Source organism: Phenylobacterium sp. LH3H17 (assembly GCF_024298925.1).
GTDB lineage: Bacteria > Pseudomonadota > Alphaproteobacteria > Caulobacterales > Caulobacteraceae > Phenylobacterium.
The window spans coordinates 2,075,975-2,100,309 of record NZ_CP101283.1 but is presented as its reverse complement, the minus strand read 5'-3'; the positions used below and the strand labels follow the sequence as shown (position 1 = coordinate 2,100,309).

Below are 24,335 nucleotides of genomic sequence, written 5' to 3'. Positions count from 1 at the left end.
CGGACATATCAGACGCGCCTCGCGGTCACCGCGAGCCGTATGCGGATGTAGCTCAGTTGGTTAGAGCGCCGGCCTGTCACGCCGGAGGTCGCGGGTTCGAGTCCCGTCATTCGCGCCATACGTCGTAAGGGCTTGCGGCGCTCCCGAAAACCTCACTCCAATCTGTTCCAAGGCCTCCGTTCCAAATCGTTTTCGCGGACCGTGGGCGGTTCGACAGGTCGGCTATACGCCTACTTTCTCGTTGCGTTGGCCTTAGGCGCATGACGCTTGAGCACCCTACCCCAGCGCGCGCCAAGTCGTCGGGCTGACGATGCGGCCGGAGCGCCCGCCGACTTCGATCGGACCCTGATTGCCGCCGAGGCCCTTGCGTTCAACAGGGCCGACGTGTGCTTCGCGATCAAGCCCTAGGAAGAACAGATCATCCGCCGGATCGCGCCTGAAACGAAGGCCGTATCCATGCCCATGGCGGTGGAGATGGGACTGTACTCCACGTCGCGCTCAGAATCCCTTGCGCGGGCGCCGTCAGATTGTGCCGAGCAAGTTGGACGGCCGACCGAAAACCTTACCGGTTCTCCCCGCCTGTCACGCTGGAGGCCGCGGGTTGGAGTCCCCTCATTCGCGTCACGTCTTTCCCCCAGGAAGTAGTGGACTAGCAACTTGCCCCACGTCGTGCGCGTCACCAGTAGTTGATCTGTCGACCGCCAGCCGCCAGGGTCTCAGACTAAGCGATCTGGGGCTGCACATGCTTGATCTGGCGCGGCGGGTGACCAAGAAATTGCTGCGGAAGCGGGCCGCCCGGCCTCTGTTCGACTCGTTGGCGCTTTCCCCGGATGAGGCGGAGGCTCGAAAGTCCGCCGATCCGGGCCCGCTGGAGACGTTGTTCTTCGCCAACCAGGGGAAGTTGGCCCACAAGTGGATCAGCTATCTGCCGTTCTACGATGAGATGCTCGCGCCCTACCGGGGTAAACCCGTCAAGATGCTTGAGATTGGAGTCTTCCGGGGCGGTTCGCTGGAGCTCTGGCGCAGCTTTTTCGGTCCTCAGGCGACGATCTACGGCATCGATATCAATCCGGAATGCGCGGGCTTCGCCGATCCCCCGAACCAGGTCCGCATCGGTTCACAGGCCGACCCCGAATTCCTCCGGCGGGTCGTGGACGAGATGGGCGCCCCGGACATCGTCCTGGACGACGGGTCCCACGTCGCCAGTCACCAATTGGCCAGTTTCCGCACTCTGTTCCCCTTGCTGAAGACCGGCGGCCTCTACATCATCGAGGACATGCACACCTCGTACTGGCCCGAGCATGAAGGCGGTTACGCGCGACGCGGGACGGCGGTGGACCTCACCAAGACCCTCATCGACGATATGCATGCCTGGCACCATCTGGTCGGACCGCGGGAGGTTTTCGCACCGAAGGAAGAGATCGGCCGGATTACCGTCGAGGACTCCATCGTCGCCGTCCACAAGGTCGCGCGCCTGCGGCCGGGCCACTACAAGACCGGCGGCTGACCTCGCCGGCGGCGGTTTGACTTGTTCTGTTGGACTGGCTGCTGTTCACGCCGAAGCGCACCCTGCGCTGGGTCTATGTCTGGCCCTGGCTGGTCTTCCCCCCTGGCCTATGGGGCTTACAGCGTCTGGCGGGGTCCCCATGCCGACTTTTACCCCTACCCGTTCCTGGATGTCTCCAAGCTCGGCCTGGAGCGGGTCGCGATGAACATGGCGGGTATGACCGGGGTCTTCTTTGTCCTCGGCCTGGTCTTCATCGCCATCGACCGCTCGGCGAAGTCGCGGGGCTAGGCCCGCAGCGGCTTCAGGGCTCCGGCCCAGCGCGCCAGTTCGTCCAGCATGCCCGGGGCGGCCTTCGCCTGGCCCTCCGTGGGCGTGAAGACCTTTTCGGCATCGATCTGGAGGCCGACCATCGGAATGGCCACGGCCTCAGGGATGGGCATGATCTTTACGCTGGTCAACATCAGCTTCTCCATCTGCACAGCGCGAAGCCCGCCCGAGGCGCCGCCATAGCTGACGAAGCTCGCCGGCTTGTGATTCCACTCGAAGAACAGGTAGTTCAGCGCGTTCACGAAGGCCGGTGGCGGGCTGAAATTGTATTCCGGCGTGACGAACACGAAGGCGTCGGCGGCCTCCACGCTGGCGCTCCAGGCCTTGGTGTGGTCGTGCTGGTAGTTGCGCAGCCGCGGATGGTGCGGCTCGTCGAAGACGGGCAGATTGAAGGCGGCCAGATCCACCAGTTCCGCCTCGAAGCCCCCGTGGGCCTGGGCCGCACCGTGGAACCAGCGGCCTATCGAGGGCCCGATCCGTCCCGGCCGGGTCGAGCAGATGACGATGTTGAGCTTCACGGGGGCGCCTCGCTGTACGAACGGCGCGCACCATACACGGCCGGGGCGACGACGGTCGGCGTTTGGTGCACATTCTTACCGTGCGAGTTCGCGGGAGCATGGCGATGACGGAAGATCCCCTGGCCGGCTATTCCTCGAGCCTCGAGGCCAAGACCGGCAAGAGTCTGGAAGCCTGGGCGTTGATCGCCAAGGGCTTCGGCCTGGAGAAACACGGCGAGATCGTTGCGCGGCTAAAAGCCGACCACGGCCTGACCCACGGCTACGCCAACACCATTACGCTCAAGGCCCGGGAGTCCGACGCCGCCTCGATCGGCGAGGACGCCCTGGTCGAGCAGATGTTCGCAGGCCCGAAGGCGGCGATCCGGCCGGCCTATGACGCGGTGATGGCCCTGGTGGCGGAACTGGGCGACGAGGTCGAGCACGCGCCGAAGAAGGGCTACACCAGCCTGCGCCGAAAAAAGCAGTTCGCCCTCGTCCAACCCTCGACCAAGGATCGGCTGGACCTGGGCCTGATCCTCAAGGGCGATCCCCCGGCCGGACGGCTGGAGGCCGCCGGCTCCTGGAACGCCATGGTGACCCACCGCGTGCGCATCGCCTCGCCCACTGAGGTGGACGGCGAGATCGCCGTATGGCTGCGCGAGGCCTACGGGCGGGCGGGGTAAAGCCCCTACCCCACCAGCTCGGCGCTCTTGGTGAGCACGAAGTCCTGCGGATCGGGCGCCAGGGTGGCGCGCCAGTAGTCGACCAGGGCGAAGGGCCAGTTCTGCGTCACCCGGCCCGCCTCGTTCTTGTACCAGCTCGTCACCTGCGGGGCGCCCCAGGCCATCAGGCTGTTGCCCCGGTCGACCTTGATGTTGAAGGCGTCGTGGACCTCGCGCTTCGGTTCCATGGCCGCGGCTCCCGTCTGGGCCAGCAGCTTCAGGCAGCCCAGGATGTAGCGGACGCTGCACTCCGAGAAGAACACGATCGAGCCATTGACCACGATATTGGTGTTGGGCCCGTAGATCATGAAAAGGTTCGGGAAACCGGGCGTGGTCATGCCCAGATAGGCGCGCGGGTCGCCCGCCCAGGTCTCGTGCAGATCGGCCCCCTGGCGGCCCTTGATCTTCATCGGCCACAGGAACTTCGAGGCGTGGAATCCCGTGCCGTAGATGATCACGTCGAAGTCGCGCGCCTGGCCGTCGGCGGTGACGATGCCGGCGGGCGTGACCTCTGAGATGCCCTCGGTGACCAGCTCGACATTGTCGCGCTTGAGCGCCTCCAGCCAGACACCGTTGTCCAGCAAGGCGCGCTTGCCGCCTGGCGGATAGGTGGGGATGATCTTGGCAACCAGGTCCGGGCGGTCGGGCGCCTGGGCGGCGATGGCCGCGGCGATCATTTCCCGGAAGCCCAGGTTCAGCTCGCTGACAGCTGTCGTCGGCCCTTTCCAGGCCGGATCGGCGGTGACCATGGGCAGCAGCCCGTCGGTCACCATCCAGAACATCCAGAACCGGTACCATTTGTCGTAGAACGGCACGTGCTCCATCAGCCAGTTCATCCCCTCGGGGACGTCCTCGTGATAGTGCGGCACCGGAAAGCCCCAGGGCGGGGTGCGCTGGAACACGCTCAGGCTGGCGACCTTGCCGACGATCTCCGGCACGAACTGGAAGGCGCTGGCGCCGGTGCCGATCACCGCCACCCGCTTGCCGGCCAGGTCCACGTCATGGCGCCACTCGGCGGAATGGAAGGACGGCCCCTTGAAGCTTTCGCGGCCCTTGATGTCGGGGAAGCGCGGGCGGTTGAGCTGGCCCACGGCGGTGATCACCGCATTGGCCTCCACATGCTCGACCCCCGAAGGCGTGTTCAAGCGCACCTTCCAGACCGCGCGGTCCTCGTCCCAGGCCATCTCCTCGACCACGGTCTCGAAGCGGACCTTCTTCTTGATGTCGTAGCGGCCAGCCACCCCGCGGAAATAGTCCAGCAGGACGGGCTGGGTGGAGAAGTGCTGCGGCCAGAAGTGGTTCGGCTCGAAGCTGTAGGAATAGATGTGGTTGGACGAGTCGACCCGGCAGCCCGGATAGGTGTTTTCCAGCCAGGTCCCCCCGACGTCGGGATTCTTGTCGACGATCTCGAAGGGCACGCCGGCCTGGGTCAGGCGGATGGCGGCCAGCAGGCCCGACATGCCGGCGCCGACCACCAGGACATTGAGCTTCCGCGCCGCGGCCTTGAGCTCCGGCGTGGTCCAGTTCGGGTCCTTGGTGCTGTGGCCATCGATGGCCAGCTCGTCGGTGAGGAAGTCGCCGTAGCCCTCCGGAATCTCCGCCCCGGCCACGAAGTTCATCATCTGGTGGAGGACGTCGGGCGCCGGAATCGCCGCCATGGGCGTCTTGCCGGTCAGATAGGCGGTGATCGCGACCTTGGCCGCGGCGCGCATCTTGGCCTGCTCTTCCTCGGGGACCCCGGTCTCGCCGCGCGACAGCGGTGTGTAGGTGGGCCGCCACTCGGGCCGCAGCCAGCCTGTATCCCCGGTCAGATGCACAAGCGCCGCAGAGAGCGCCGGCAGGTGCGCCGTCTCCAGCGCCTGATCGAGGGGCTCCAGATCCACCGCCATGTTCGTGTCCGCCCTTAGGTTATCGCTGTTCTTGAGGCCAGCTTACGCCTCTGAAGGACGAGCGAAAGGGCGCCGTCGCGTCAGGTCACGGCGCGATCCGCACCGGCAGGGTCTCGTAGCCATTCACAAAGCTCGAGCGGACGCGTTTGGGTTCGCCGACCACCTCGATACGGTCGAAGCGCTTGAGGATCTCCTCCCAGACCACCCGCAGCTGCATCTCGGCCAGGCGGTTGCCGACACAGCGGTGGATGCCGAAGCCGAACGACAGGTGCTGGCGCGGCCGGGCCCGGTCGATGAGGAACCGCTCCGGGGTCTCGATGACCTCCTCGTCGCGGTTGCCCGAGACGTACCACATGACCACCTTGTCGCCCTTGCGGATGGTCTTGCCGCCCAGCTCGATGTCCTCCAGCGCCGTGCGGCGCATGTGGGCGAGCGGGGTCTGCCACCGGATGATTTCCGAGACCATGCTCGGGATCAGCGACGGATCGGCGCGCAGCTTGGCGTACTGGTCCGGGTTCTCGTTCAGCGCCAGCAGGCCGCCGCTGATCGAGTTGCGGGTGGTGTCGTTGCCGCCGACGATCAGCAGGATGATGTTCCCGAGATATTCGTCGGGAGTCATGTTCCGCGTCGCCTCGCCGTGGGCCAGCATGGAGATCAGGTCGCCGGCCGGCGGGGCGTTGACCCGCTGGTTCCATAGCTGCGTGAACTCGGCCAGGCACTGCATCAGCTCTTCCTGCCGAGCCTCTTCGGTCTCGCAGAGGCCGCCGGGCATCGGCAGGGTGGTGGCCACGTCCGACCAGCGGGTCAGCTTGCGGCGCTGCTCGAACGGGAAGTCGAACAGGGTGGCCAGCATCTGGGTGGTGAGCTCGATGGAGACCCGGTCGACCCAGTCGAAGGTCTCGCCGCGCGGCAGCGCGTCCAGGATCTTGGCCGCCCGTTCGCGGATGATCGGCTCCAGCACTTGCAGGTTGGCCGGCGAGACCACCGGGCTGACGGTCTTGCGCTGCACGTCGTGCTTGGGCGGATCCATGGCGATGAAGCTGGGACGCCGCAGGTCCGGCCGGGCGTCGCGGATGGTGATCCCGCCCAGCGCCGCCTCCGACGAGAACACCCCGTGGTTCGTGTCCACGGCCATGATGTCGTTGTACTTGGTGATCGACCAGTAGGGGCCGAACTCACTGTCCTTGCACCAGTGAACCGGCTCCTCCCGGCGGAGGCGCTCGAAATAGGGCCAGTGGGTGTTGGTGCGGAACAGCTCCGGATCGCCCGGATTGAACTCTTCAAGCGGCAGGGAATAGGCCCGTGCCCTCGCCTCGTCGGCCAGTTTCATCGCGCCGTCAGCCATGGCGATCGCTCCCGTGGTCGACGCCAGGTCCGCGGCCGGTGGGCCGTCGCGGCGTCTTATGGGACGATGAAACGCCAATCCGCGCGCCGGAACAACGCTCGTCGAATCCAAACTTTGTTCGGTTTCCCGGGAATTTAGCCGCCCTGGGCTCTGCGGATCGCGGCCCGGGCGGGTTCCGGCAGTGTAATGCCCGACGCGGCAAGATTGTCTCGCAGATGCGCCAGGCGCGTGGCGCCGACCACGGCGCTGCTGACATTCGGGTCGGCCAGCACATAGGCCAGGGCCGCCTGGGCGCCAGTCATGCCGGGAATGTCGCCCAGGAAGCCGAACCGCGCGCCCTTGGCGATGTCGGCCCGGTGGTTCTTCAAGGCGCGCAGGGCGTACCAGACGTCCCGAGGGGCGCGCAGCTTCAGGACCTGGCCGCCGGTATGGCCCATGGCCAGGGCCATGCCGGCCAGGACGCCCTTCCCCTGCCCCGCCGCCTCGGCGATCAGCGGCGCACGCTCGGGGCGCAGGACATTGTAGTCGACCATGACCACGTCGATCTCCGCCCGGCCGGCGGCGAGGGCGACCACCTGCGGATCGAAGCTGTTCACCCCCAGGGCGCGGATCAGGCCGCGACGCTTGAGCCCGGAAATCCTGTCGAGAAATGCATCGGTCAGCTCGCCCAGGGCCGGCCCGTGCAATTGCAGCAGCGGCAGAGCCTCGAGGCCGAGGTTTCTCAAACTGGCCTCGACGCTGGCCTCGATGGCGGTCGGGTCGAAGTCGCGGACCACCCGGCGACCGTCATGGCGGGTGCCGGCCTTGGTGGCGATCACTAGGCCGTCGGTCGCCCTGCCCTTCAGCGCCCGACCCAGCCGCGGCTCGGCGTTCCCTTCGGAGTAGGCCGCGCCGGTGTCGAACAGGGTGACGCCCCCCTCGAGCGCGGCGTGCACGAGCCTGATCGCCTCGCGCTCGTCAAAGGCCCGCTTGCCCCACCAGCTCGCGCAGCCGAACCCGATCTCGGAAACGGAGAAGCCGGTCGATCCTAGGGGGCGGTAGCGCATGGGCGCGGCGGCGTCCTTCGATGCCGGGACTTGATGAGCCCGCCGAAGGCTGGCCTAAGGAGGCCGAAGGGCGGCTAGCTCAGCTGGTCAGAGCACCTGGTTTACACCCAGGGGGTCGGGGGTTCGAACCCCTCGCCGCCCACCAGTCATCGGGACGACGTAACAAACGAAAAGGGCGGCCGCCGGGTACGGCGGCCGCCCTTAGATCTCTTAGCCCACGGCTCGCCTTAGTTCAGCGAGCTCTTCAGGCCTTCACCGACGCGGAAGCGCGCCGTCTTCGACGCCGGACGGTTCACCGTTTCACCGGTGCGCGGGTTACGCGCGGTGCCCGCCGCGCGGTTCACCGGCACGAAACTGCCGAACCCGACGAGCCGGACTTCCTGTCCGCCCTTGAGCGACGCCGTGACGCTCTCGATGAACGCTTCCAGCGCGTCTTTCGCTTGCGCCTTATTGAGGCCCGCCTTGTCGGCGATCGCCGTGACGAGTTCGGCCTTAGTCATGTTCCTGTCTCTCCCAGCCCGTTATCTCACCGCGAACCTCTCGCGGACTCGCGAGGCTGCTTCGCGTTGCGCGATTATGGCGGTCTCGTTACGCGCGTCAAACGAAGGCGGCGCGGGAATCCCCCGCGCCGCCTAGTTTTTTACGGTTTTTCCCCAATCAGTGGGTGATAACCGACTCCACATCCCCTTCCTCGACGGCAACCGATACCGGCGGCTGGTCGGCGGGGTTCCATTCGATGGGAATCGGCGCCCGGATCAGGGCGTGCGAAAGCACCTCGTCGACGGTGGAAACCGGGATGATTTCCAAGGCGGACCTCACGTTCTCCGGGATATCGGCCAGATCCTTGAGGTTCTGCTGCGGGATCAAAACCGTCTTGACGCCCGAGCGGAGGGCCGCAAGCAGCTTCTCCTTCAGCCCGCCGATGGCGGTGACCCGGCCGCGCAGGGTGACCTCGCCGGTCATGGCGATGTCGCTGCGGATCGGGATCCCGGTCAGGACCGAGACGATGGCGGTCGCCATCGCCGCGCCGGCCGAGGGGCCGTCCTTGGGGGTCGCGCCGTCCGGCACGTGGATGTGCACGTCGGTCTTCTCGAACAGCGGCGGCTCGATGCCGAAATGGGTCGCCCGCGAACGCACATAGGAGTTCGCCGCGGAGATCGATTCCTTCATCACGTCCTTCAGGTTGCCCGTGATGGACATGCGGCCCTTGCCCGGCATCTTGACCGCCTCGATGGTCAGGATGTCGCCGCCGAAGTCGGTATAGGCCAGGCCCGTGATGATCCCGACCTGATCCTCTTCGTCGGTCTCGCCGTGGGTGTACTTGCGGACGCCCGCGTACTTGGCCAGCAGCTCGTCGTCGATGGTGATCGAGACCACCGGCTTTTCCTTGGTCTCCGGTGTGGTTTCCAAGGCCGCCTTCGCCGCCGCGCGCGACAGGTCGCGGACGGCCTTGCGGGCCAGGTTGCCCAGTTCCCGCTCCAGCGACCGCACGCCGGCTTCCCGGGTGTAGTAGCGGATCAGGTCATGGATGGCCTGGTCGGGGACGATGAACTCTTCCGGCTTCAGCCCATGGTCCTTGGTCAGCTTGGGCAGGACGTGGCGCTTGGCGATCTCCACCTTCTCGTCCTCGGTGTAGCCGGGGATGCGGATGATCTCCATGCGGTCCAGCAGCGGCTGGGGCATGTTGAGGCTGTTGGCCGTGGTGACGAACATCACCGGCGACAGGTCGTAGTCCACCTCGAGATAGTGGTCGGCGAAGGTGGAGTTCTGCGACGGGTCCAGCACCTCGAGCAGGGCCGAGGCCGGGTCGCCCCGGTAGTCGCTGCCCATCTTGTCGATCTCGTCGAGCAGGAAGAATGCGTTGGTCGACTTGGCCTTCTTCATCGACTGGATGATCTTGCCGGGCATGGAGCCGATATAGGTCCGGCGGTGACCGCGGATCTCGGCCTCGTCGCGCACCCCGCCCAGGGACACCCGGACGAACTCGCGATTGGTGGCCTCGGCCAGCGATTTGCCAAGCGAGGTCTTACCCACGCCGGGCGGACCGACGAGGCAGAGGATCGGGCCCTTAAGCGAGCCGGTCCGGGCCTGGACGGCCAGGTATTCCAGGATCCGTTCCTTGACCTTTTCCAGCCCGTAGTGGTCGCGGTCCAGGACCGCCTCGGCCACGTCCAGGTCGATCGGCTTGGTCTTGGCCTTGCCCCAGGGGATGGACAGCAGCCAATCGAGGTAGTTCCGCACGACCGTGGATTCGGCGGACATCGGGCTCATGTTGCGCAGTTTCTTCAGCTCGCCGTCGGCCTTGGTCCGGGCCTCCTTGGAGAGCTTCGTGCGCTTGATGCGCTTTTCCAGCTCGACCAGTTCGTCGCGTTGGTCGTCCTGCTCGCCCAGCTCGCGCTGGATGGCCTTCATCTGCTCGTTCAGATAGTACTCGCGCTGGGTCTTCTCCATCTGGCGCTTCACGCGGTTACGGATCTTCTTTTCCGTCTGCATGACGCTGATCTCGCCCTCCATCAGGGCGTAGACCTTCTCCAGGCGCTTCACGACATTGAAGATCTCCAGCAGGGCCTGCTTCTCGGCGATCTTCACCGAGAGGTGGCTGGCGATGCGGTCGGCGAGTTCACCGGGCGCGTCGACCTGGGGCATCGAGGCCAGCGCCTCGGGCGGGACCTTCTTGTTCAGTTTGACGTAGTTCTCGAACTGCTCGACGACCGCGCGCGACAGCGCCTCGGCCTCCGCGGAAGCCCCGCCGTCCTCGGTGATGAAGGCGATCTCGGCCTCGTAATAGTCCGCCTGGTCGGTGAATCGCGACACGGCGGCCCGCGCCTTGCCCTCGACCAGCACCTTCACGGTGCCGTCGGGAAGCTTCAGCAGTTGCAGGACCGTGGCGACCACGCCGACGTCATAGATGGCCTCGGGCGACGGATCGTCGTCGTCCTTGTCCTTCTGAGTCGCCAGGAGGATCTGTTTGCCTTCGCCCCGCATCGCCTCTTCAAGCGCGCGTACGGACTTCTCCCGGCCCACGAAGAGCGGCACCGGTTGATGCGGAAACACGACTATGTCCCGCAGCGGTAGAATCGGAAGGGTCTTGATCTCGGACATGTACTTTCAACTCCTGCCGGCCGGTTTGGTTACGGGCTCGGCTCCCGGACCGCGGTCACATCAGACGATGCGTCTGAGTCGGACGGCCCGTCCGCCACACCGGGCGGCTATGCAGCGCTTTTATGTGGACGCTTCGCGCGCGCATTCAAGCGCAGCAGGAAGGGTGCGACCCCAAGTGTCTACGAAGTGTGACCAGGGAGACTCAGGCTTTCGGCCCCGCCTGCGACCAGGCGTCGCGGCCGAATTCGCCTTGGACGAGGAGGCTCATCGGCCAACCGTACAAGAAAAAGGCCTCGCGGCGCATGTCCGCGAGGCCCTTGTCCAAATTGGTTCGCGCCGGTCCTAGGCCGCGCCGCCCTTGTCGCGACGCTCGGCGTAGATGACCAGCGGCTGGGCGCGGCCCTCGACCACCTCGGCGTTGACGACCACTTCCTCGACGCCGTCATAGGTCGGCAGCTCGTACATCGTATCGAGCAGGATGCCTTCCAGGATCGAGCGCAGGCCGCGCGCGCCGGTCTTGCGGATGATGGCCTTGCGGGCCACCGCGTTGAGCGCGTCGTCGGTGAAGGTCAGGCCGACATTCTCCATGTCGAACAGACGCTGGTACTGCTTGACGAAGGCGTTCTTCGGCTCGGTGAGGATCTTCACCAGGGCAGGTTCGTCCAGGTCGTCCAGCGTGGCGATGACCGGCAGGCGGCCGACGAACTCCGGGATCAGGCCGAAGCGCAGCAGGTCGTCCGGCTCGACCTGGCGGAAGATCTGGCCGGTGCGGCGATCGTCGGGATCGGAGACCTTGGCGCCGAAGCCGATCGAAGTGCCCTGGCCGCGCGCCGAGATGATCTTCTCGAGGCCGGCGAAGGCCCCGCCGCAGATGAAGAGGATATTGGTGGTGTCGACCTGCAGGAATTCCTGCTGGGGATGCTTGCGCCCGCCCTGCGGCGGCACCGAGGCGACGGTGCCTTCCATGATCTTCAGCAGCGCTTGCTGCACGCCCTCGCCCGACACGTCGCGGGTGATCGAGGGGTTGTCCGACTTGCGGCTGATCTTGTCGACCTCGTCGATATAGACGATGCCGCGCTGCGCCCGCTCGACATTGTAGTCGGCCGACTGGAGCAGCTTGAGGATGATGTTCTCGACATCCTCGCCGACATAGCCGGCCTCGGTGAGCGTCGTGGCGTCGGCCACGGTGAAGGGCACGTCGATGATTCGGGCCAGGGTCTGGGCCAGCAGGGTCTTGCCGGTGCCGGTCGGACCGATCAGCAGGATGTTGGCCTTGCCCAGTTCGACGTCGTTGTTCTTCGTCGCGTGGTTGAGGCGCTTGTAGTGATTGTGCACCGCGACCGCGAGCACCTTCTTGGCATGATCTTGCCCGATCACGTAATCGTCGAGGACTTCTCGGATTTCCTTGGGAGTCGGAACACCGTCCTTAGACTTCACAAAGGAAATCTTGTGCTCTTCGCGGATGATATCCATGCACAGCTCGACGCATTCATCGCAGATGAACACGGTCGGGCCCGCGATTAACTTGCGGACCTCATGCTGGCTCTTGCCGCAGAAAGAGCAATACAGTGTGCTCTTGGAGTCCCCGCTCGCGGCCTTGGTCATGGTCGTTTCTCACTCTCTCGACGACACCGACGGGTCGCTGTCGACGTCCGCCCCGAAGGCGTTCCTGACGCCATCATTGCAGGATACGCGCCGGGGGTTGTCTAATCCTTGACATTCCCCGATCCGAGCAACGATCACAAGCCTTCCGCGGGCTGTAGTGACATTTGGCGGCGGGGCGCCCGATGGCGGGGCGTTCCGAATCCGTAGATGGGATTGTCCCGCATCGGTACAAGAGAACCGTCGCGGACGTCGCGCAAGACCTTCCCCCGGGGCGGACGCGACGCCCGGCGGCAAGTTGAGCTAACCGACGGCGCTTTGGGGACAAGATGGCGAGACGAAACCTTAGGAGCATCGGCGCCTCGTCGAACCAATCCTTGGACGAGCAGATCGAGGACGCCGGCGTCGTGGCGTTCGACTTCGACGGCACCCTGACCACTCGCGACAGCTTCACGGCGTTCCTCAAATGGCGAGCCGGCAAGCGCCGATATCAGTTGGGGATGGTTCGACTCGCGCCCGCGGCCCTGGCCTATGTGGGACATCGCAACCGCGGCAGGATCAAGGCCGCCGCCGTGCGTGAATTCCTCGCCGGAGCAAGCCGCGAGGCCATCGAGGCCGACGCCCGGGCCTTCGCTGAGGTCATGGCGGCCCGCCTGCTGCGGCCCGACGCCGTGGCGACGTGGCGGCGCTGGCGCCAGCGCCGGGCCAAGCTGGTGATCGTCACCGCTTCCCCCGACATTGTGGTCGCCCCCTTCGCCCGCGGCCTGGGCGCAGACCTGCTCATCGGCACCGAACTCGCCTTCGACGCCGACGGGCGCGCGACGGGCGGGTTTTCGACCGCGAATTGCCGGGGGCCGGAGAAGGTCCGGCGTCTGCGCGAGGTCTTTGGCGACGACATCCGCCTGGATGCGGCCTATGGCGACACAAGCGGCGATCGCGAGATGCTGGGGATCGCCGACGAGACCGGATATCGCGTCTTCACGGAGAAGCCGTGAGCATCCTCCGTTTCCGAGTCGGCAAGCTTATCCGCGACAAGCTGCCGCAGATCATGCGCGACCAGGGCCTGGCCGTCTTCGACCGGCGGCTGGACGACGCGGACTTCGTGGCGGCGCTCAAGGACAAGCTGGTCGAGGAGGCCCGGGAGGCCCAGGCCGCGACGGACGCGCGCGAGCTCACCGATGAGTTGGCCGACCTCAGCGAGGTGATGCTGGCCCTGGCCACCGCCCAGGGCCTGACCCTGGCCGACATCGAAGACCGGCGCCTGGCCAAACGCGCCGAGCGCGGCGGATTCGACGACCGGGTCTACAATGCCGCCGTCGAGGCCGAGACCGGCCTGGCAGCGGCCGACTACTATCTGGCCCGACCGTCGCAATACCCACGGGAGGACTGAGATGCGGCACGCGGGCCAGGCTGCCCTGGACGCCCTGGAGCCCCTGCTCGCCCGGCTGCGCGCCCTGCCCGGCCTGACCGAGAAGTCGCGAGGCGTCTTCTACCGCAAGTCCAAGGCATTCCTGCATTTCCACGAGGACCCGACCGGCCTCTTCGCCGATATACGCAACGCCGCGGGCGACGACTTCGATCGCTTCGAGGTGACGCACGAAAACGGCCGTGAAGCACTCTTCACGGCCGCATCGCAGCGTCTCAGCTAGGTCGGGCCGGTCAGTCTTCGGCGCGCGTCTCGTAAACGTGGTCGACGAGGCCCCACTCCTTGGCCTCCTCGGCGGTCATGAAGGTGTCGCGGTCGAGCTTCTCCTCGACCTCCTCGAATGTCCGACCGGTGTGCTTGGCGTAGATCTCGTTCAGGCGGCGCTTGGTCTTGATGATGTCCTCGGCGTGGCGCTCGATGTCCGAGGCCTTGCCGGAATAGCCGCCCGAGGGCTGGTGAACCATGATCCGGGCGTTGGGCAGGCTGATCCGATGATCCTTGGCGCCGGCCATCAGCAGGAACGAACCCATCGAGGCGGCCATGCCCATGCACAGGGTCACCACCGGCGACTTGATGTATTGCATGGTGTCGTAGATCGCGAGGCCGGACGTCACCACTCCCCCGGGGGAGTTGATGTACATCTGGATCTCCTTCTTCGGGTTCTCGGCCTCGAGGTACAGGAGCTGGGCGCAGATGAGCGCCGACATGCCGTCCTCGACCGGACCGTTCAGGAAGATCACCCGTTCCTTCAGGAGGCGGGAGAAGATGTCGAAAGCGCGCTCGCCGCGACTGGTCTGCTCCACCACCATCGGAACGAGATTCAGCGCGGTGATTTGCGGGTCACGCATAAAGGAAGCCTCTCTCGAATGATGCGACTCTGCGGGCAGGGCCGCGTTCCCCTCCGATATCGCGTGGCGGAGGGGCCGTTGCAAGGTGACCAATGGTCCTAAAGAAAATCCCTCCCCGGACCGGGGAGGGATCTGATCGTGCGGAAAGCCGGCCGCGGCGGTGCTAGGCGCCATAGCCCTCGGGCATGTCGTCTTCCTTCAGCAGCTCTTCCTTGGAGACCTTCTGGTCCTTCACCTTGGCCTGGCCGACGATCAGGTCGACGACCTTGTCCTCGAAGATCGGGGCTCGGAGCTGGGCCTGGAAGTTCTGGTCCTTCATGAACATGTCGAAAATCTGCTGCGCCTGGGCCCCATAGCGGCGGGCCTCCTGGACGGCGGCGTTCTGCATCTCCTCGTTGGTCACCTGGACATTGTTGGTCCGGCCGATCTCGGCCAGCACCAGTCCGAGGCGGACGCGACGCTCGGCGATCTTGCGATACTCGCCCTGCAGCTGGTCGTCGGTCTTTTCGGCGTCTTCCGGCGGCAGGCCGCCACGGTCCTTGTCCTGCTGCACCTGTTGCCAGATGGACGCGAACTCGGCCTCGACCATCTTCGGCGGCAGCGGGAAGTCGTGCTTCTCGTCCAGGATGTCGAGCAGGGCGCGCTTCAGCTTGAAGCGCGAGGCGCCGGCGTACTGGCTCTCGAGGTTGGTCTTCAGCAATTCCTTGAGCTTCTCGAGGCTCTCGACGCCCAGGCGCTCGGCCATGGCGTCGTCGGCCTTGGCGTCGACCGGAGCCTTGACCTCTTTGACGGTGGTCTCGAACTCCGCATCCTTGCCGGCCAGCTGGGCGGCCTGGTAGTCCGCCGGGAACGCCACCTTCACGGTGACCACGTCGCCGGCCTTGGCGCCGATCAGCTGGTCCTCGAAGCCGGGGATGAAGCTGCCCGAACCCAGCACCAGGTCGGTGTCGGAGCCCGTGCCGCCCTCGAAGGCCACGCCGTCGATGCGGCCGATGAAGTCGATGACGACCTGGTCGTCCTTCTTGGCCTTCACCGACTTGCCGGTACGCGGCTCATAGGTGCGGTTCTGCTTGGCCAGTTCGTCGAGCGCCTCGTCCACTTCCTTGTCGGTCGGCTCATAGACCGGGCGCTTCAGGGAGATCTTGGTGAGGTCGGTCGGCTCGAACTCGGGCATCACCTCGATGGCCAGTTCGTAGGCCAGGTCGGCCGCGCCTTCGATCACCTTCTCGAAGTCGCCTTCCGGCTTCAGGTCCGGCTCGCCCGCGGGGCGCAGGTTGTTGTCGGTCAGCACCTTCTGGCTGGACTCGTTGATGGCCTGTTGGACCACCTCGGCCATCAAGGCCTTGCCGTGCAGGCGGCGCACGTGGGCGGCCGGCACCTTGCCCGGGCGGAAGCCCTTGATGTTGAGCGTGGGCGTGATCTCGGTGATCCGCGCCTCCAGGCGCTCATTGAGGTCCGCCACGGGAACGGTCACGCCAAAAACCTTGCTCAGGCCTTCGCCGGACTTTTCAACGATCTGCATCGACATTCTTGAACTTCCGGAGTGAGGCGCGTCACGCGCGCCGTCAGATCCGCCCTGAGATGAAAGGACAATCGCCGCCGAACAAGCGGCGGCGAGCGGGCGCTCTTATGTCATGGCAACCCTGCGGCTCCAAGTCCAAAGACGGGCGGCGCGCGGACCGGCCGTGAGCCGCTCCGCCTTGCCATTGCGGCCGGCAAATGCTTATCCGGCGCCTGGAACGCGGGCGTGGCGGAATTGGTAGACGCACTGGATTTAGGTTCCAGCGCCGCAAGGCGTGGAGGTTCGAGTCCTCTCGCCCGCACCATCGCAGCCGTCCAGGCTCCGATCAGATCCAAGGCGGCGGGTTCATCGGGTGTCGTAAAGCCGACGCAGCACCCCGGGAACCAGGCCCGGAAGGTCCTCGGCGATCAGGCCGGGGCCATGGGAGTCGGCGGCCTCGGCGTGGATCCAGGCGCCCGCGCAGGCGGCCTCGAAACTGCCCATGCCCTGGGCGATCAGACCGCCGATCAGCCCCGCCAGGACGTCCCCCGACCCGGCGGTGGCCAGCCATGGCGAGCCATTGGTATTGACCGCCACTCGACCGTCCGGCGCGGCGATCACCGTGTCGGGCCCCTTCAACAGGACGATGGCGTCGGCCCGCGCCGCGGCGCGCCGGGCCGCTGCGATCCGCTCCGGTGAGTCCCTGAGCAGGCCGGGGAACAGGCGGTCGAACTCCCCCGGATGGGGGGTGAGAACGTCGTCCACATCCAACACCGAGAAGAGCTCCTCGGGATCGTCACGGAACACGGTGATAGCGTCGGCGTCGAGGATCAGGGCCGCGCCGGTGCGCGCCAGGGCCAGGACGTTCATCAGGGTGGCTTCGCTGACCCCCGCGGCCGGCCCGATGATCGCGGCGTCCACGTCGGCGGCGAGTTGCTCCAGCTCCGCCTCGGTGTCGAAAGGCCGGAGCATGACCGCCTCCAGATGGGCGGCGTTGACCGCCACCGCCTCTGACGGCGACAGCAGGGTCACCAGGCCCGCCCCGATCCGCAGGCCGCCCCGCGCCGCCAGCCGCGCCGCGCCCGTGCTCCACGCCTCGCCGGAGACGACCACCAGCCGCCCGCGCGCGTGCTTGTGCGAACCCGGGCCCGGCCAGGGAAAGACCGGCAGCCATAGCTCCGGACCGTTCTCGACCAGGTCGCCGGCCATCTCGGTCAGCCCGATGTCGGCGACGATCACCTCGCCGCACAGGCTGTGGCCGGGCTCCAGCACGTGGGCCAGCTTCTTGGCGTGGAAGGTCACGGTCAGGCCGGCGCAGACCGCCGCGCCCTGCGGCCGGCCCGTATCGCCCGGCACCCCGCTCGGGACATCGATGGCCACGACGCTCTCGGGCCGATCGGCCAGGCGTGAGGCCACGGCCGCCGCTTCGCCGTTCATCGGACGTGACAGGCCGGCTCCGAACAAGGCGTCGACGAACAGCCGCGCCTCGAGCGGGGCGTCGAACGGTGCGACAGGCCCGTCCCACCGCGCCGCCGCGAACTTGGCGTCCGCTGTTTCGGGCGGAGCCAGGGCGCGCACCTCCACCGGCCAGCCGCGTTCCTTCAGCAGGCGGGCGACCACATAGCCGTCGCCGCCGTTGTTGCCCGGCCCGCATAGAACGGCGACCGGCCGCAGGGAAAAGCGTTCGACGATGGCGTCGGCGACCGCGGCCCCCGCCCGCTCCATCAACTCCTGGCCCGGCGTTCCCGCCGCGATGGCGGCGCGGTCGGCGGCGGCGATCTCGGCCACCGTATGGATCTTGCGCGCCGCCAACACCGATCTCCCGGAAGACTGTTAGAGAACCCCGGTGGAGGCTTCGCGCCCCTTGGCCACCAGGGTCAAGCTGGCCCCGTCGGTTTCGAGGGTGGAGATCGAGGCGTGGTCGGGTCGGAAGACCAGGACGCGCTCATCCTCCTCCAGTTGCGACATCACCGCATTGATCGCCACATAGTGAGAGAACACTGCCGTGTCGCCCCGCGCCTGCAGCGAGGCGACGATCTCGCGTCGCCAGGCGTCGTAGTCGAGATCGCCAACCACGTCCTTCCACCTGCCCTGGAACACCCCCCGCAGCCAGGCCGGCCGCTCGGCCGCCGACAGGGCCTTGGGCGTCGGGATCTCGCCCACCGAAGGATCGATCTCCACATCGACGCCAAGCGCCTCGGCGGTGGGGTGCGCCGTCTCTCGGCAGCGGCGCAAGGGCGAGGACACCACCCGGCTGGGCCGATCGGCCGGCGGCAGGGACAGGAGGAAGTCCCGGGCGGCCTCCGCCTGGGCCCTCCCCGCCTCGTCCAGTCCCGGGTCTTCGTCGGCCTCGCCCCAGGTGGAGGCGGGCTTGCCGTGGCGGATCAGGTAGAGTCGCGACATCAAATCAATCCGGAAAGAATATGTTGCGGGCGTCGTCGTCGGAGCGGCCGACTGTCCCCTTGCGTCCGACCGCCTCGGTCGCCTCCAGACCGGACAGCGTCGCCGCGTCGGTCGGGGTGTTGGCGACGAAGCGGCGGCCCTCGGAATCCCGGCCGACCACGATGCCCATCATATAGCCCTCGCGGCCGTGGACGACCGTGAAGGTTTCGATCGTAGCCGCACCTTTCGGTCTTTCTATGACGGCCGGGTGCGGCAAGGCGTCGATCTGGTCCTGGATCACCTTGGGGTCCTGGCGCTCGAAGGCGCCCTTCAGCGGCCGGGTCGAATAGATCCCCGTCGACTGCTTTGTCAGGTACCAGCCGTTGGCGGTGACCAGGCCATAGGACCCCGGGTCGTCCCGCAGCCGCTGCATCATCACGGCGATGGAGTGCATGGCGTAGTTGTTGCCGGGCCCGCCCATGTACGGCAGGCCGCCGGTCACCGTCAGGCCGCGCGGATCATCTAGCGCCAGGCCCAGTTCCTCCGCGCCGATCTCCACCGCCACCGGGAAGCAGGAATAGAGGTCGATGTGCCCGATGTCGTCCAGGCCGATCCCGGCCATCTCCAGGGCCCGCTTGCCGGTCAGGCGCATGGCCGGACTGGAATGGAAGTTCTGGCGGTCGGTGGGATACCAGAGGTCGCACGCGTCGGCGCAACCGTGCAGGTAGACGAGGCGATCCTCAGCCACGCCCAGCGCCCGGGCCTTGGCCAGGCTGGTGACGATGACCCCGGCCGACTGGTCCACCTCCATGATGGCGTTGAGGTACTTGGGATAGGGGAAGCCCACCATCCGGTTGCGGTCGGTGACGGTGACCAGCTCTTCGGCCGAGCGCTCCACCGGGAACCACGCCTCGGGGTTCTTCGCCGCAACCTTGGTGAAGGGCGCGAACAGCTCCCCAAGCCGCTTCTGGTGATCGGGAATTGAACGGCCGTCGCGGGCGCGCAGAGCGTTCTCGAACAGGGGATAGCAGTTGATGGGCCGCGCCAGGCCGTGCGCGGCCTCGTAGGGCGTGACCCCATTGCGCGGGTCGCCGACCCGGTCGGGAGGCGGCAGGTCGTCCTCGACATCGTCCCAGTTGTCGAAGCCCAGACCGCGTTGCAGACGCTTGGTGGCCGAACCCAGGAACTCGCAGCCGACCACCAGGGCGAACTCCGTCTGCCCCTTGGCGATGCGCTCGGCGACGAGATTGATCATTTGCTGGGGGCTGTTGCCGCCCATGTGGGAATAGATCGCGTGACGCGGAGTGGCCCCGAGCCACCTGGCCAGGGTCGCCGGCGGATTGGTCGAGTGCGGGACCACGCGCGCGCCGCCCGGGGCGTCGATCGTGAAGCCGACCACGGCCAGGGTGTCGATCCCGGCCAGGGCTCCAGCCGGCAGTCCGGCATCTTCCGCCGCGCGTTCCGCCGCAATCTTCAGCAAAGCGGTCGGCGACGGCGACTCGCCCGGTTCGCCTCGATAGGTGAATTGACCTGCTCCGATGAGAACCGGCGTCCTGGCGTCCATTTTCGAGCCCCTCCCGGGCCTGGTTGGCGGCGATCCTAGGCGCCCGCGCGCCGCTCACAAGGCGATTTGCCCCGTGGTCGAATTGTGGGCGCCTGTCGCCTATTTTTCAGGCAATGATCTTGGCATAACCGCCGTAGCGTCAGGCAAGCCGGGCTTGCCCTTGTCGTCGGCCATAGGAGCATGCTCGTAACCCCGGCCGCCCCGGGGCGGTGTGCGTGCGAGTGAAGTCGAGCCATGAAGAAGATCGAAGCCATCATCAAGCCGTTCAAGCTGGACGAGGTGAAGGAAGCCCTTCAGGAACTCGGCGTGCAGGGCATGACCGTCCTGGAGGCCAAGGGCTACGGCCGCCAGAAGGGTCATACCGAACTCTATCGGGGCGCCGAATACGTGGTCGACTTCCTGCCGAAGATCAAAATCGAGGTGGTCGTGGCCGACGACCAGCTCGATCCGGCCCTGGAGGCGATCGTGGGCGCAGCCCGGACTGGCCGCATCGGGGACGGCAAGATCTTCGTGTCGGAAATTACCGACGTGCTGCGGATCCGCACCGGCGAGACCGGCGCCGCGGCCGTCTAGACGAACTCATCGAGACTTACTTCAAGGGGATATTGTAATGGCGACCGCCAAGGACATTCTGGACCAGATCAAAGAGAAGGACGTGAAATACGTCGACGTGCGCTTCACCGACATTCGCGGGAAGATGCAGCACGTGACCTTCGACATCGACCTGGTCGACGAGGACTTCCTGACCGACGGCACGATGTTCGACGGTTCGTCGATCGCCGGCTGGAAGGCGATCAACGAAAGCGACATGAAGCTGCGGCCGGACCTGTCGACCGCGATCATCGACCCCTTCTACCAGCAGACCACGCTCTGCCTGTTCTGCGACGTGGTGAACCCGGACACCGGCACCCCCTACGATCGTGACCCGCGCTCCATTGCCAAGGCGGCGCTGAACTTCGTTAAGGCCTCGGGCATCGGCGACACCGTGTTCTTTGGCCCGGAAGCCGAGTTCTTCATCTTCGACGACGTGAAGTGGTCCACCGACCCGCACAATACCGGCTACTCATACGACGCCAGCGAACTGCCGGTGAACACGAGCAAGGCCTATCCCGAAGGCAATATGGGCCACCGGCCCGGGCCTAAGGGCGGCTACTTCCCGGTGAACCCGGTCGACTCGGGCCAGGACCTGCGCGGCGAAATGCTGGCGGTCATGGGCGAACTGGGCATGAAGCCGGAAAAGCACCACCACGAGGTGGCGCCGGCCCAGCACGAGCTCGGCCTGAAGTTCGACACCATGATCGTCATGGCCGACCGCCTGCAGCTCTACAAGTACGTGATCCACAACGTGGCCGCGGCCTACGGCAAGACGGCGACCTTCATGGCCAAGCCGATGTTCGCCGACAACGGGTCGGGCATGCACGTCCACCAGTCGATCTGGGGCGACGGCAAGCCGCTGTTCGCCGGCGACAAGTACGCCGGCCTGTCGCAAATGTGCCTGTGGTACATCGGCGGCATCATCAAGCACGCCAAGGCGATCAACGCCTTCGCGAACTCGACCACCAACTCCTACAAGCGCCTGGTGCCCGGCTACGAAGCCCCGGTGAAGCTGGCCTATTCGGCCCGCAACCGCTCGGCCTCCATCCGCATCCCGCACGTGGACAGCCCCAAGGGCAAGCGCCTCGAAGCCCGCTTCCCGGATCCGATGGGCAACCCGTACCTCACCTTCACCGCCCTGCTGATGGCCGGCATCGACGGCATCATCAACCAGATCGATCCGGGCGCGCCGGCCGACAAGAACCTCTACGACCTGCCGCCCCGCGAACAGAAGAAGATCCCGGAAGTCTGCGGCTCGCTCAAGGAAGCCCTTGAGAACCTGGACAAGGACCGCGGCTTCCTGAAGGCCGGCGGCGTGATGAACGACGACTTCATCGACGCCTATATCGAGCTGAAGATGGAAGAGGTCATGCGCCTCGCCCTCCACCCTCACCCGGTTGAATTCGACATGTACTACAAGTGCTAAGCTGCTTCTCCTGAAGCGACGGCGAAGGGCCGCGGAGCAATCCGCGGCCCTTTTTCGTGACGGCTGACGCCTATGTCCCGCAGGACGCAATCCGATCCTGAGGCTTCACCGTTGACGGACGGCGTTCGAATAGCCGTCATCGCCCCACTGCGCGACGATCTCGAACGCCGCCAAGGGGAAACGCCATGAAGATGATCCGCAATTCGACGGCGGTTGCGCTCGTGCTGACCGCAGGCTTGGCCGGCGCCGCCGAGGCGGCGCGCTACGAGGTCGAGGTCGTCCGCACCAGGTACGGCATCCCGCACGTCACCGCGGCCGACTACGGCGGCCTGGGCTACGGCCAGGCCTACGCATTCGCCCAGGACAATGTCTGCCTGATCGCCGACAAGATCGTCACCGTGATCGGCGAGCGGTCCCGGCATTTCGGTGTGGACGGGGTGACCACGGTCGCCTTCGCCGACATCAAGAACCTGGAGAGCGACTTCTTCTTCAAGGCCGCCCTCGACATCGCGCCCCTGCGCGCGGCCTTCGCGCGATCCAGCAAGAACTATCGTGAGCTCGTGACCGGCTATGTGGCCGGCTACAACCGATTCCTGCGCGACACGCCGCGCGACAAGCTGCCCGAACCCTGCCGCGGCAAGGACTGGGTGCGGCCGATCGGCATCGACGACATGCTGCGCCTCAACGAGGAGCGGATGATCCAGGCCAGCGGCGGAGCCTGGCTACGCCAGACCAATGCGGCGGCTCCGCCCGGCGCCGCGGCGCCCAAGTCCCTGGCGGCGCTCGGCCTACCCGAGCCCGCGGAGACTTTCGGCCTTGGGAGCAACGGGTGGGCGTTCGGCCGCGAGGTCACGGCCAACCGGTCGGGCCTGCTGCTGGGCAATCCCCACTTCCCTTGGGAGACCACCAACCGGTTTTACGAGCTGCACCTGACCATTCCCGGCGAGACCGACGTCATGGGCGTAACCATCGCCGGGGCGCCGGGCATGTCGATCGGGTTCAACAAGGATGTGGCCTGGACCCACACGGTCTCCACCGACCGCCACTTCACCCTGTTCGAGTTGGCGCTCGATCCGGCCGATCCGACCGCCTACCTGGTCGACGGCAAGCGCCGGAGAATGACCCGCAAGGATGTGACGGTCGAGACTCCGACCGGCCCGCAGACCCGCCGCTACTACTCCACCCAATACGGCGCGGTGGTGGTCGTGCCTCAGGCGGGGCTCGGCTGGAGCGCCCAGACCGCCTACGCGATCAGGGACGCCAACAGGTCCAACCTTCGTTCCGGCGACACCTGGCTGGCCATCACCCGCGCGAAGTCGGTGGGGGAGATCAGGGCGATCGCCACCAGAACCCTGGGCATCCCCTGGGTGAACACAATCGCCGCCGATCGCCACGGCGACGCCCTCTATGCCGACATCACCGCCACGCCGAACGTCTCGGCCGAGAAGCTGAAGGCGTGCGCGCCCAGCGCCCCGGCCGCCGCCCTCGCCGCCCTCGCCGCCGGCCGCATCTATGTCCTGGATGGCTCTCGCGCGGCCTGTGACTGGGACGTGGCGGCCGGGACCGTCGCGCCCGGTCTCATGCCGGGGAACGCCATGCCCTCGGCGATCCGCACCGACTACGTCGCCAACAGCAATGACAGCTACTGGCTGGCCAATCCCAAGGCTCCCCTGCCCGCCTTCTCCCCGTTGATCGGTCCGACCGCCACCGCCCAGGGTCTGCGGACCCGGTCCGGCATCGTGGAGATTGAGCGCCGCCTGGCCGGCGTGGACGGCCTGGAGGGCAGGACCTTCGACGTGGAGAGGGTCAAGACCATGCTGTTCTGGAACCGCAACCTGGCCGCCGACCTCTTCCTGGACGACGCGCTGAAGGCCTGCGCGGGCGCCCCGACCGTGACCACGGCGGCCGGCAAGACCGTCGACCTTGCCCCGGCCTGCGCCATCCTCGCCGGATGGGACCGGCGGATGGACAACGACAGCGTCGGCGCCATGCTGTTCGTCGAGTTCTGGCGCCTGGCCGAACGCAACCCGACCCTGTTCGCCACGCCCTTCGACGCCGCTGATCCCGTCAACACCCCGCGCGGCCTGAAATCCGACGCCGACAGCGCCGCCAAGCTCGCCCAAGCCCTGGCCGCCGCCGTGGAGCTGATGGACCGCCAGAAGCTTGCGCTGGACGCGCCCTATGGCTCCGTCCATTTCGCTGTCCGCGGCGAGCGTAGGATCCCGGTGCACGGCGGGGAAGGAACAGCCGGCGTCCTCAACGCCCAGCAGTCGCGGTTCGTGCCGGCTGTGGGCGGCTACGTGCCCTATCACGGCTCCAGCTACATCCAGGTGGTGACCTTCGACGAAAAGGGCCCGGTGGCCGACGCGGTGCTGTCCTATTCACAGTCCACCGATCCGGCCTCGCCGCACCACGCCGACCAGACCGAACTGTATTCGAAGAAGGGCTGGCATAGGCTGCCCTTCCACAAGGCCGACGTCGCCGCCGATATGATCGGGCCGGCGCTGAAGCTTTCGGAATAGACGATCAGGTCGGGCGACGGACTCCATGGCGCCCC

General features: G+C 66.6%; 21 protein-coding genes and 3 tRNA genes. 12 read left to right on the top strand and 12 right to left on the bottom strand.

The window, feature by feature from the left end:
- Window positions 1-41: 41 nt before the first annotated feature.
- The 3 genes from M9M90_RS10360 to M9M90_RS10350 all read left to right on the top strand — a co-directional run bounded on the left by M9M90_RS10360 (window position 42) and on the right by M9M90_RS10350 (window position 1,795).
- A tRNA-Asp gene (locus tag M9M90_RS10360) sits at window positions 42-118 on the top strand.
- A gap of 624 nt (window positions 119-742) precedes the next feature.
- Entirely contained in the window at window positions 743-1,507 is a 765-nt protein-coding gene (locus tag M9M90_RS10355; RefSeq protein ID WP_254833164.1) for a class I SAM-dependent methyltransferase, read from the top strand.
- A gap of 75 nt (window positions 1,508-1,582) precedes the next feature.
- On the top strand, window positions 1,583-1,795 hold the full coding sequence (locus M9M90_RS10350; protein ID WP_254833163.1) for a Pr6Pr family membrane protein: 213 nt from the start codon (window positions 1,583-1,585) through the stop codon (window positions 1,793-1,795).
- On the opposite strand, the gene M9M90_RS10345 is transcribed toward M9M90_RS10350, so the two are convergent.
- Window positions 1,792-2,352, bottom strand: coding sequence for an NADPH-dependent FMN reductase (locus M9M90_RS10345; RefSeq protein ID WP_254833162.1), 561 nt, complete (start codon window positions 2,350-2,352; stop codon window positions 1,792-1,794). The genes M9M90_RS10350 and M9M90_RS10345 overlap by 4 nt on opposite strands.
- A 104-nt stretch (window positions 2,353-2,456) precedes the next feature.
- Here M9M90_RS10345 and M9M90_RS10340 point away from each other — a divergent pair, with 104 nt between their 5' ends.
- Window positions 2,457-3,014 carry a DUF5655 domain-containing protein gene (locus M9M90_RS10340; RefSeq protein ID WP_254833161.1) on the top strand — a complete coding sequence of 186 codons (558 nt, stop codon included), beginning with the start codon at window positions 2,457-2,459 and terminating at the stop codon, window positions 3,012-3,014.
- 5 nt (window positions 3,015-3,019) lie between these two features.
- Here M9M90_RS10340 and M9M90_RS10335 read toward each other — a convergent pair whose 3' ends face one another.
- The 3 genes from M9M90_RS10335 to M9M90_RS10325 form a co-directional block, all read right to left on the bottom strand.
- Complete coding sequence (locus tag M9M90_RS10335) at window positions 3,020-4,942, bottom strand: NAD(P)/FAD-dependent oxidoreductase (RefSeq protein WP_254833160.1); 1,923 nt, start codon at window positions 4,940-4,942, stop codon at window positions 3,020-3,022.
- A gap of 85 nt (window positions 4,943-5,027) precedes the next feature.
- Window positions 5,028-6,287 carry a cytochrome P450 gene (locus tag M9M90_RS10330; RefSeq protein ID WP_254833159.1) on the bottom strand — a complete coding sequence of 420 codons (1,260 nt, stop codon included), beginning with the start codon at window positions 6,285-6,287 and terminating at the stop codon, window positions 5,028-5,030.
- A 134-nt stretch (window positions 6,288-6,421) separates the two neighbouring features.
- Window positions 6,422-7,333: an aldo/keto reductase gene (locus M9M90_RS10325; RefSeq protein ID WP_254837070.1), complete on the bottom strand. Its 912-nt coding sequence runs from the start codon at window positions 7,331-7,333 to the stop codon at window positions 6,422-6,424.
- A 68-nt stretch (window positions 7,334-7,401) separates the two neighbouring features.
- Here M9M90_RS10325 and M9M90_RS10320 point away from each other — a divergent pair.
- Window positions 7,402-7,478 (top strand) — tRNA-Val (locus M9M90_RS10320).
- 82 nt (window positions 7,479-7,560) lie between these two features.
- Here M9M90_RS10320 and M9M90_RS10315 read toward each other — a convergent pair.
- The 3 genes from M9M90_RS10315 to clpX all read right to left on the bottom strand — a co-directional run bounded on the left by M9M90_RS10315 (window position 7,561) and on the right by clpX (window position 12,040).
- Window positions 7,561-7,833 (bottom strand): HU family DNA-binding protein, encoded by a 273-nt coding sequence (locus M9M90_RS10315; protein WP_254837069.1) that lies wholly within the window; start codon window positions 7,831-7,833, stop codon window positions 7,561-7,563.
- A 157-nt stretch (window positions 7,834-7,990) separates the two neighbouring features.
- The gene (gene lon, locus M9M90_RS10310) at window positions 7,991-10,435 is read right to left on the bottom strand and encodes an endopeptidase La (RefSeq protein WP_254837068.1); all 2,445 of its coding nucleotides are present in this window, start codon (window positions 10,433-10,435) and stop codon (window positions 7,991-7,993) included.
- 342 nt (window positions 10,436-10,777) lie between these two features.
- Complete coding sequence (gene clpX / locus M9M90_RS10305; RefSeq protein ID WP_254837067.1) at window positions 10,778-12,040, bottom strand: ATP-dependent Clp protease ATP-binding subunit ClpX; 1,263 nt, start codon at window positions 12,038-12,040, stop codon at window positions 10,778-10,780.
- 326 nt (window positions 12,041-12,366) lie between these two features.
- Between clpX and M9M90_RS10300 the strand changes: the two genes are divergently transcribed.
- The 3 genes from M9M90_RS10300 to M9M90_RS10290 are packed head-to-tail and all read left to right on the top strand — an operon-like array spanning window position 12,367 to window position 13,686.
- A complete protein-coding gene (locus M9M90_RS10300) occupies window positions 12,367-13,032 on the top strand; it encodes an HAD-IB family hydrolase (RefSeq protein WP_254837066.1) in 666 nt (221 codons plus the stop codon).
- Window positions 13,029-13,427 carry a nucleoside triphosphate pyrophosphohydrolase gene (locus M9M90_RS10295; RefSeq protein WP_254837065.1) on the top strand — a complete coding sequence of 133 codons (399 nt, stop codon included), beginning with the start codon at window positions 13,029-13,031 and terminating at the stop codon, window positions 13,425-13,427. Before M9M90_RS10300 ends, M9M90_RS10295 begins: the two co-directional genes overlap by 4 nt.
- A gap of 1 nt (window position 13,428) precedes the next feature.
- Window positions 13,429-13,686: a hypothetical protein gene (locus tag M9M90_RS10290; RefSeq protein WP_254837064.1), complete on the top strand. Its 258-nt coding sequence runs from the start codon at window positions 13,429-13,431 to the stop codon at window positions 13,684-13,686.
- A gap of 10 nt (window positions 13,687-13,696) precedes the next feature.
- On the opposite strand, the gene M9M90_RS10285 is transcribed toward M9M90_RS10290, so the two are convergent.
- A complete protein-coding gene (locus M9M90_RS10285) occupies window positions 13,697-14,311 on the bottom strand; it encodes an ATP-dependent Clp protease proteolytic subunit (protein WP_254837063.1) in 615 nt (204 codons plus the stop codon).
- Between the two features lie 163 nt (window positions 14,312-14,474).
- Entirely contained in the window at window positions 14,475-15,833 is a 1,359-nt protein-coding gene (gene tig / locus M9M90_RS10280) for a trigger factor (protein ID WP_305885144.1), read from the bottom strand.
- A 219-nt stretch (window positions 15,834-16,052) separates the two neighbouring features.
- Between tig and M9M90_RS10275 the strand changes: the two genes are divergently transcribed.
- Window positions 16,053-16,137, top strand: a tRNA-Leu gene (locus M9M90_RS10275).
- Between the two features lie 41 nt (window positions 16,138-16,178).
- Here M9M90_RS10275 and M9M90_RS10270 read toward each other — a convergent pair.
- The 3 genes from M9M90_RS10270 to M9M90_RS10260 are packed head-to-tail and all read right to left on the bottom strand — an operon-like array spanning window position 16,179 to window position 19,758.
- Entirely contained in the window at window positions 16,179-17,624 is a 1,446-nt protein-coding gene (locus M9M90_RS10270; RefSeq protein WP_254837061.1) for an NAD(P)H-hydrate dehydratase, read from the bottom strand.
- A 21-nt stretch (window positions 17,625-17,645) separates the two neighbouring features.
- A complete protein-coding gene (locus M9M90_RS10265; protein ID WP_254837060.1) occupies window positions 17,646-18,215 on the bottom strand; it encodes a histidine phosphatase family protein in 570 nt (189 codons plus the stop codon).
- A gap of 4 nt (window positions 18,216-18,219) precedes the next feature.
- Window positions 18,220-19,758 (bottom strand): acetyl-CoA acetyltransferase, encoded by a 1,539-nt coding sequence (locus M9M90_RS10260; RefSeq protein ID WP_254837059.1) that lies wholly within the window; start codon window positions 19,756-19,758, stop codon window positions 18,220-18,222.
- A 234-nt stretch (window positions 19,759-19,992) separates the two neighbouring features.
- Here M9M90_RS10260 and M9M90_RS10255 point away from each other — a divergent pair, with 234 nt between their 5' ends.
- From M9M90_RS10255 to M9M90_RS10245, 3 genes are all read left to right on the top strand, one after another.
- Window positions 19,993-20,331 (top strand): P-II family nitrogen regulator, encoded by a 339-nt coding sequence (locus tag M9M90_RS10255; protein ID WP_254837058.1) that lies wholly within the window; start codon window positions 19,993-19,995, stop codon window positions 20,329-20,331.
- 37 nt (window positions 20,332-20,368) lie between these two features.
- Complete coding sequence (gene glnA, locus M9M90_RS10250; RefSeq protein ID WP_254837057.1) at window positions 20,369-21,778, top strand: type I glutamate--ammonia ligase; 1,410 nt, start codon at window positions 20,369-20,371, stop codon at window positions 21,776-21,778.
- A gap of 185 nt (window positions 21,779-21,963) precedes the next feature.
- Complete coding sequence (locus M9M90_RS10245) at window positions 21,964-24,300, top strand: acylase (protein ID WP_254837056.1); 2,337 nt, start codon at window positions 21,964-21,966, stop codon at window positions 24,298-24,300.
- Window positions 24,301-24,335: the final 35 nt, after the last annotated feature.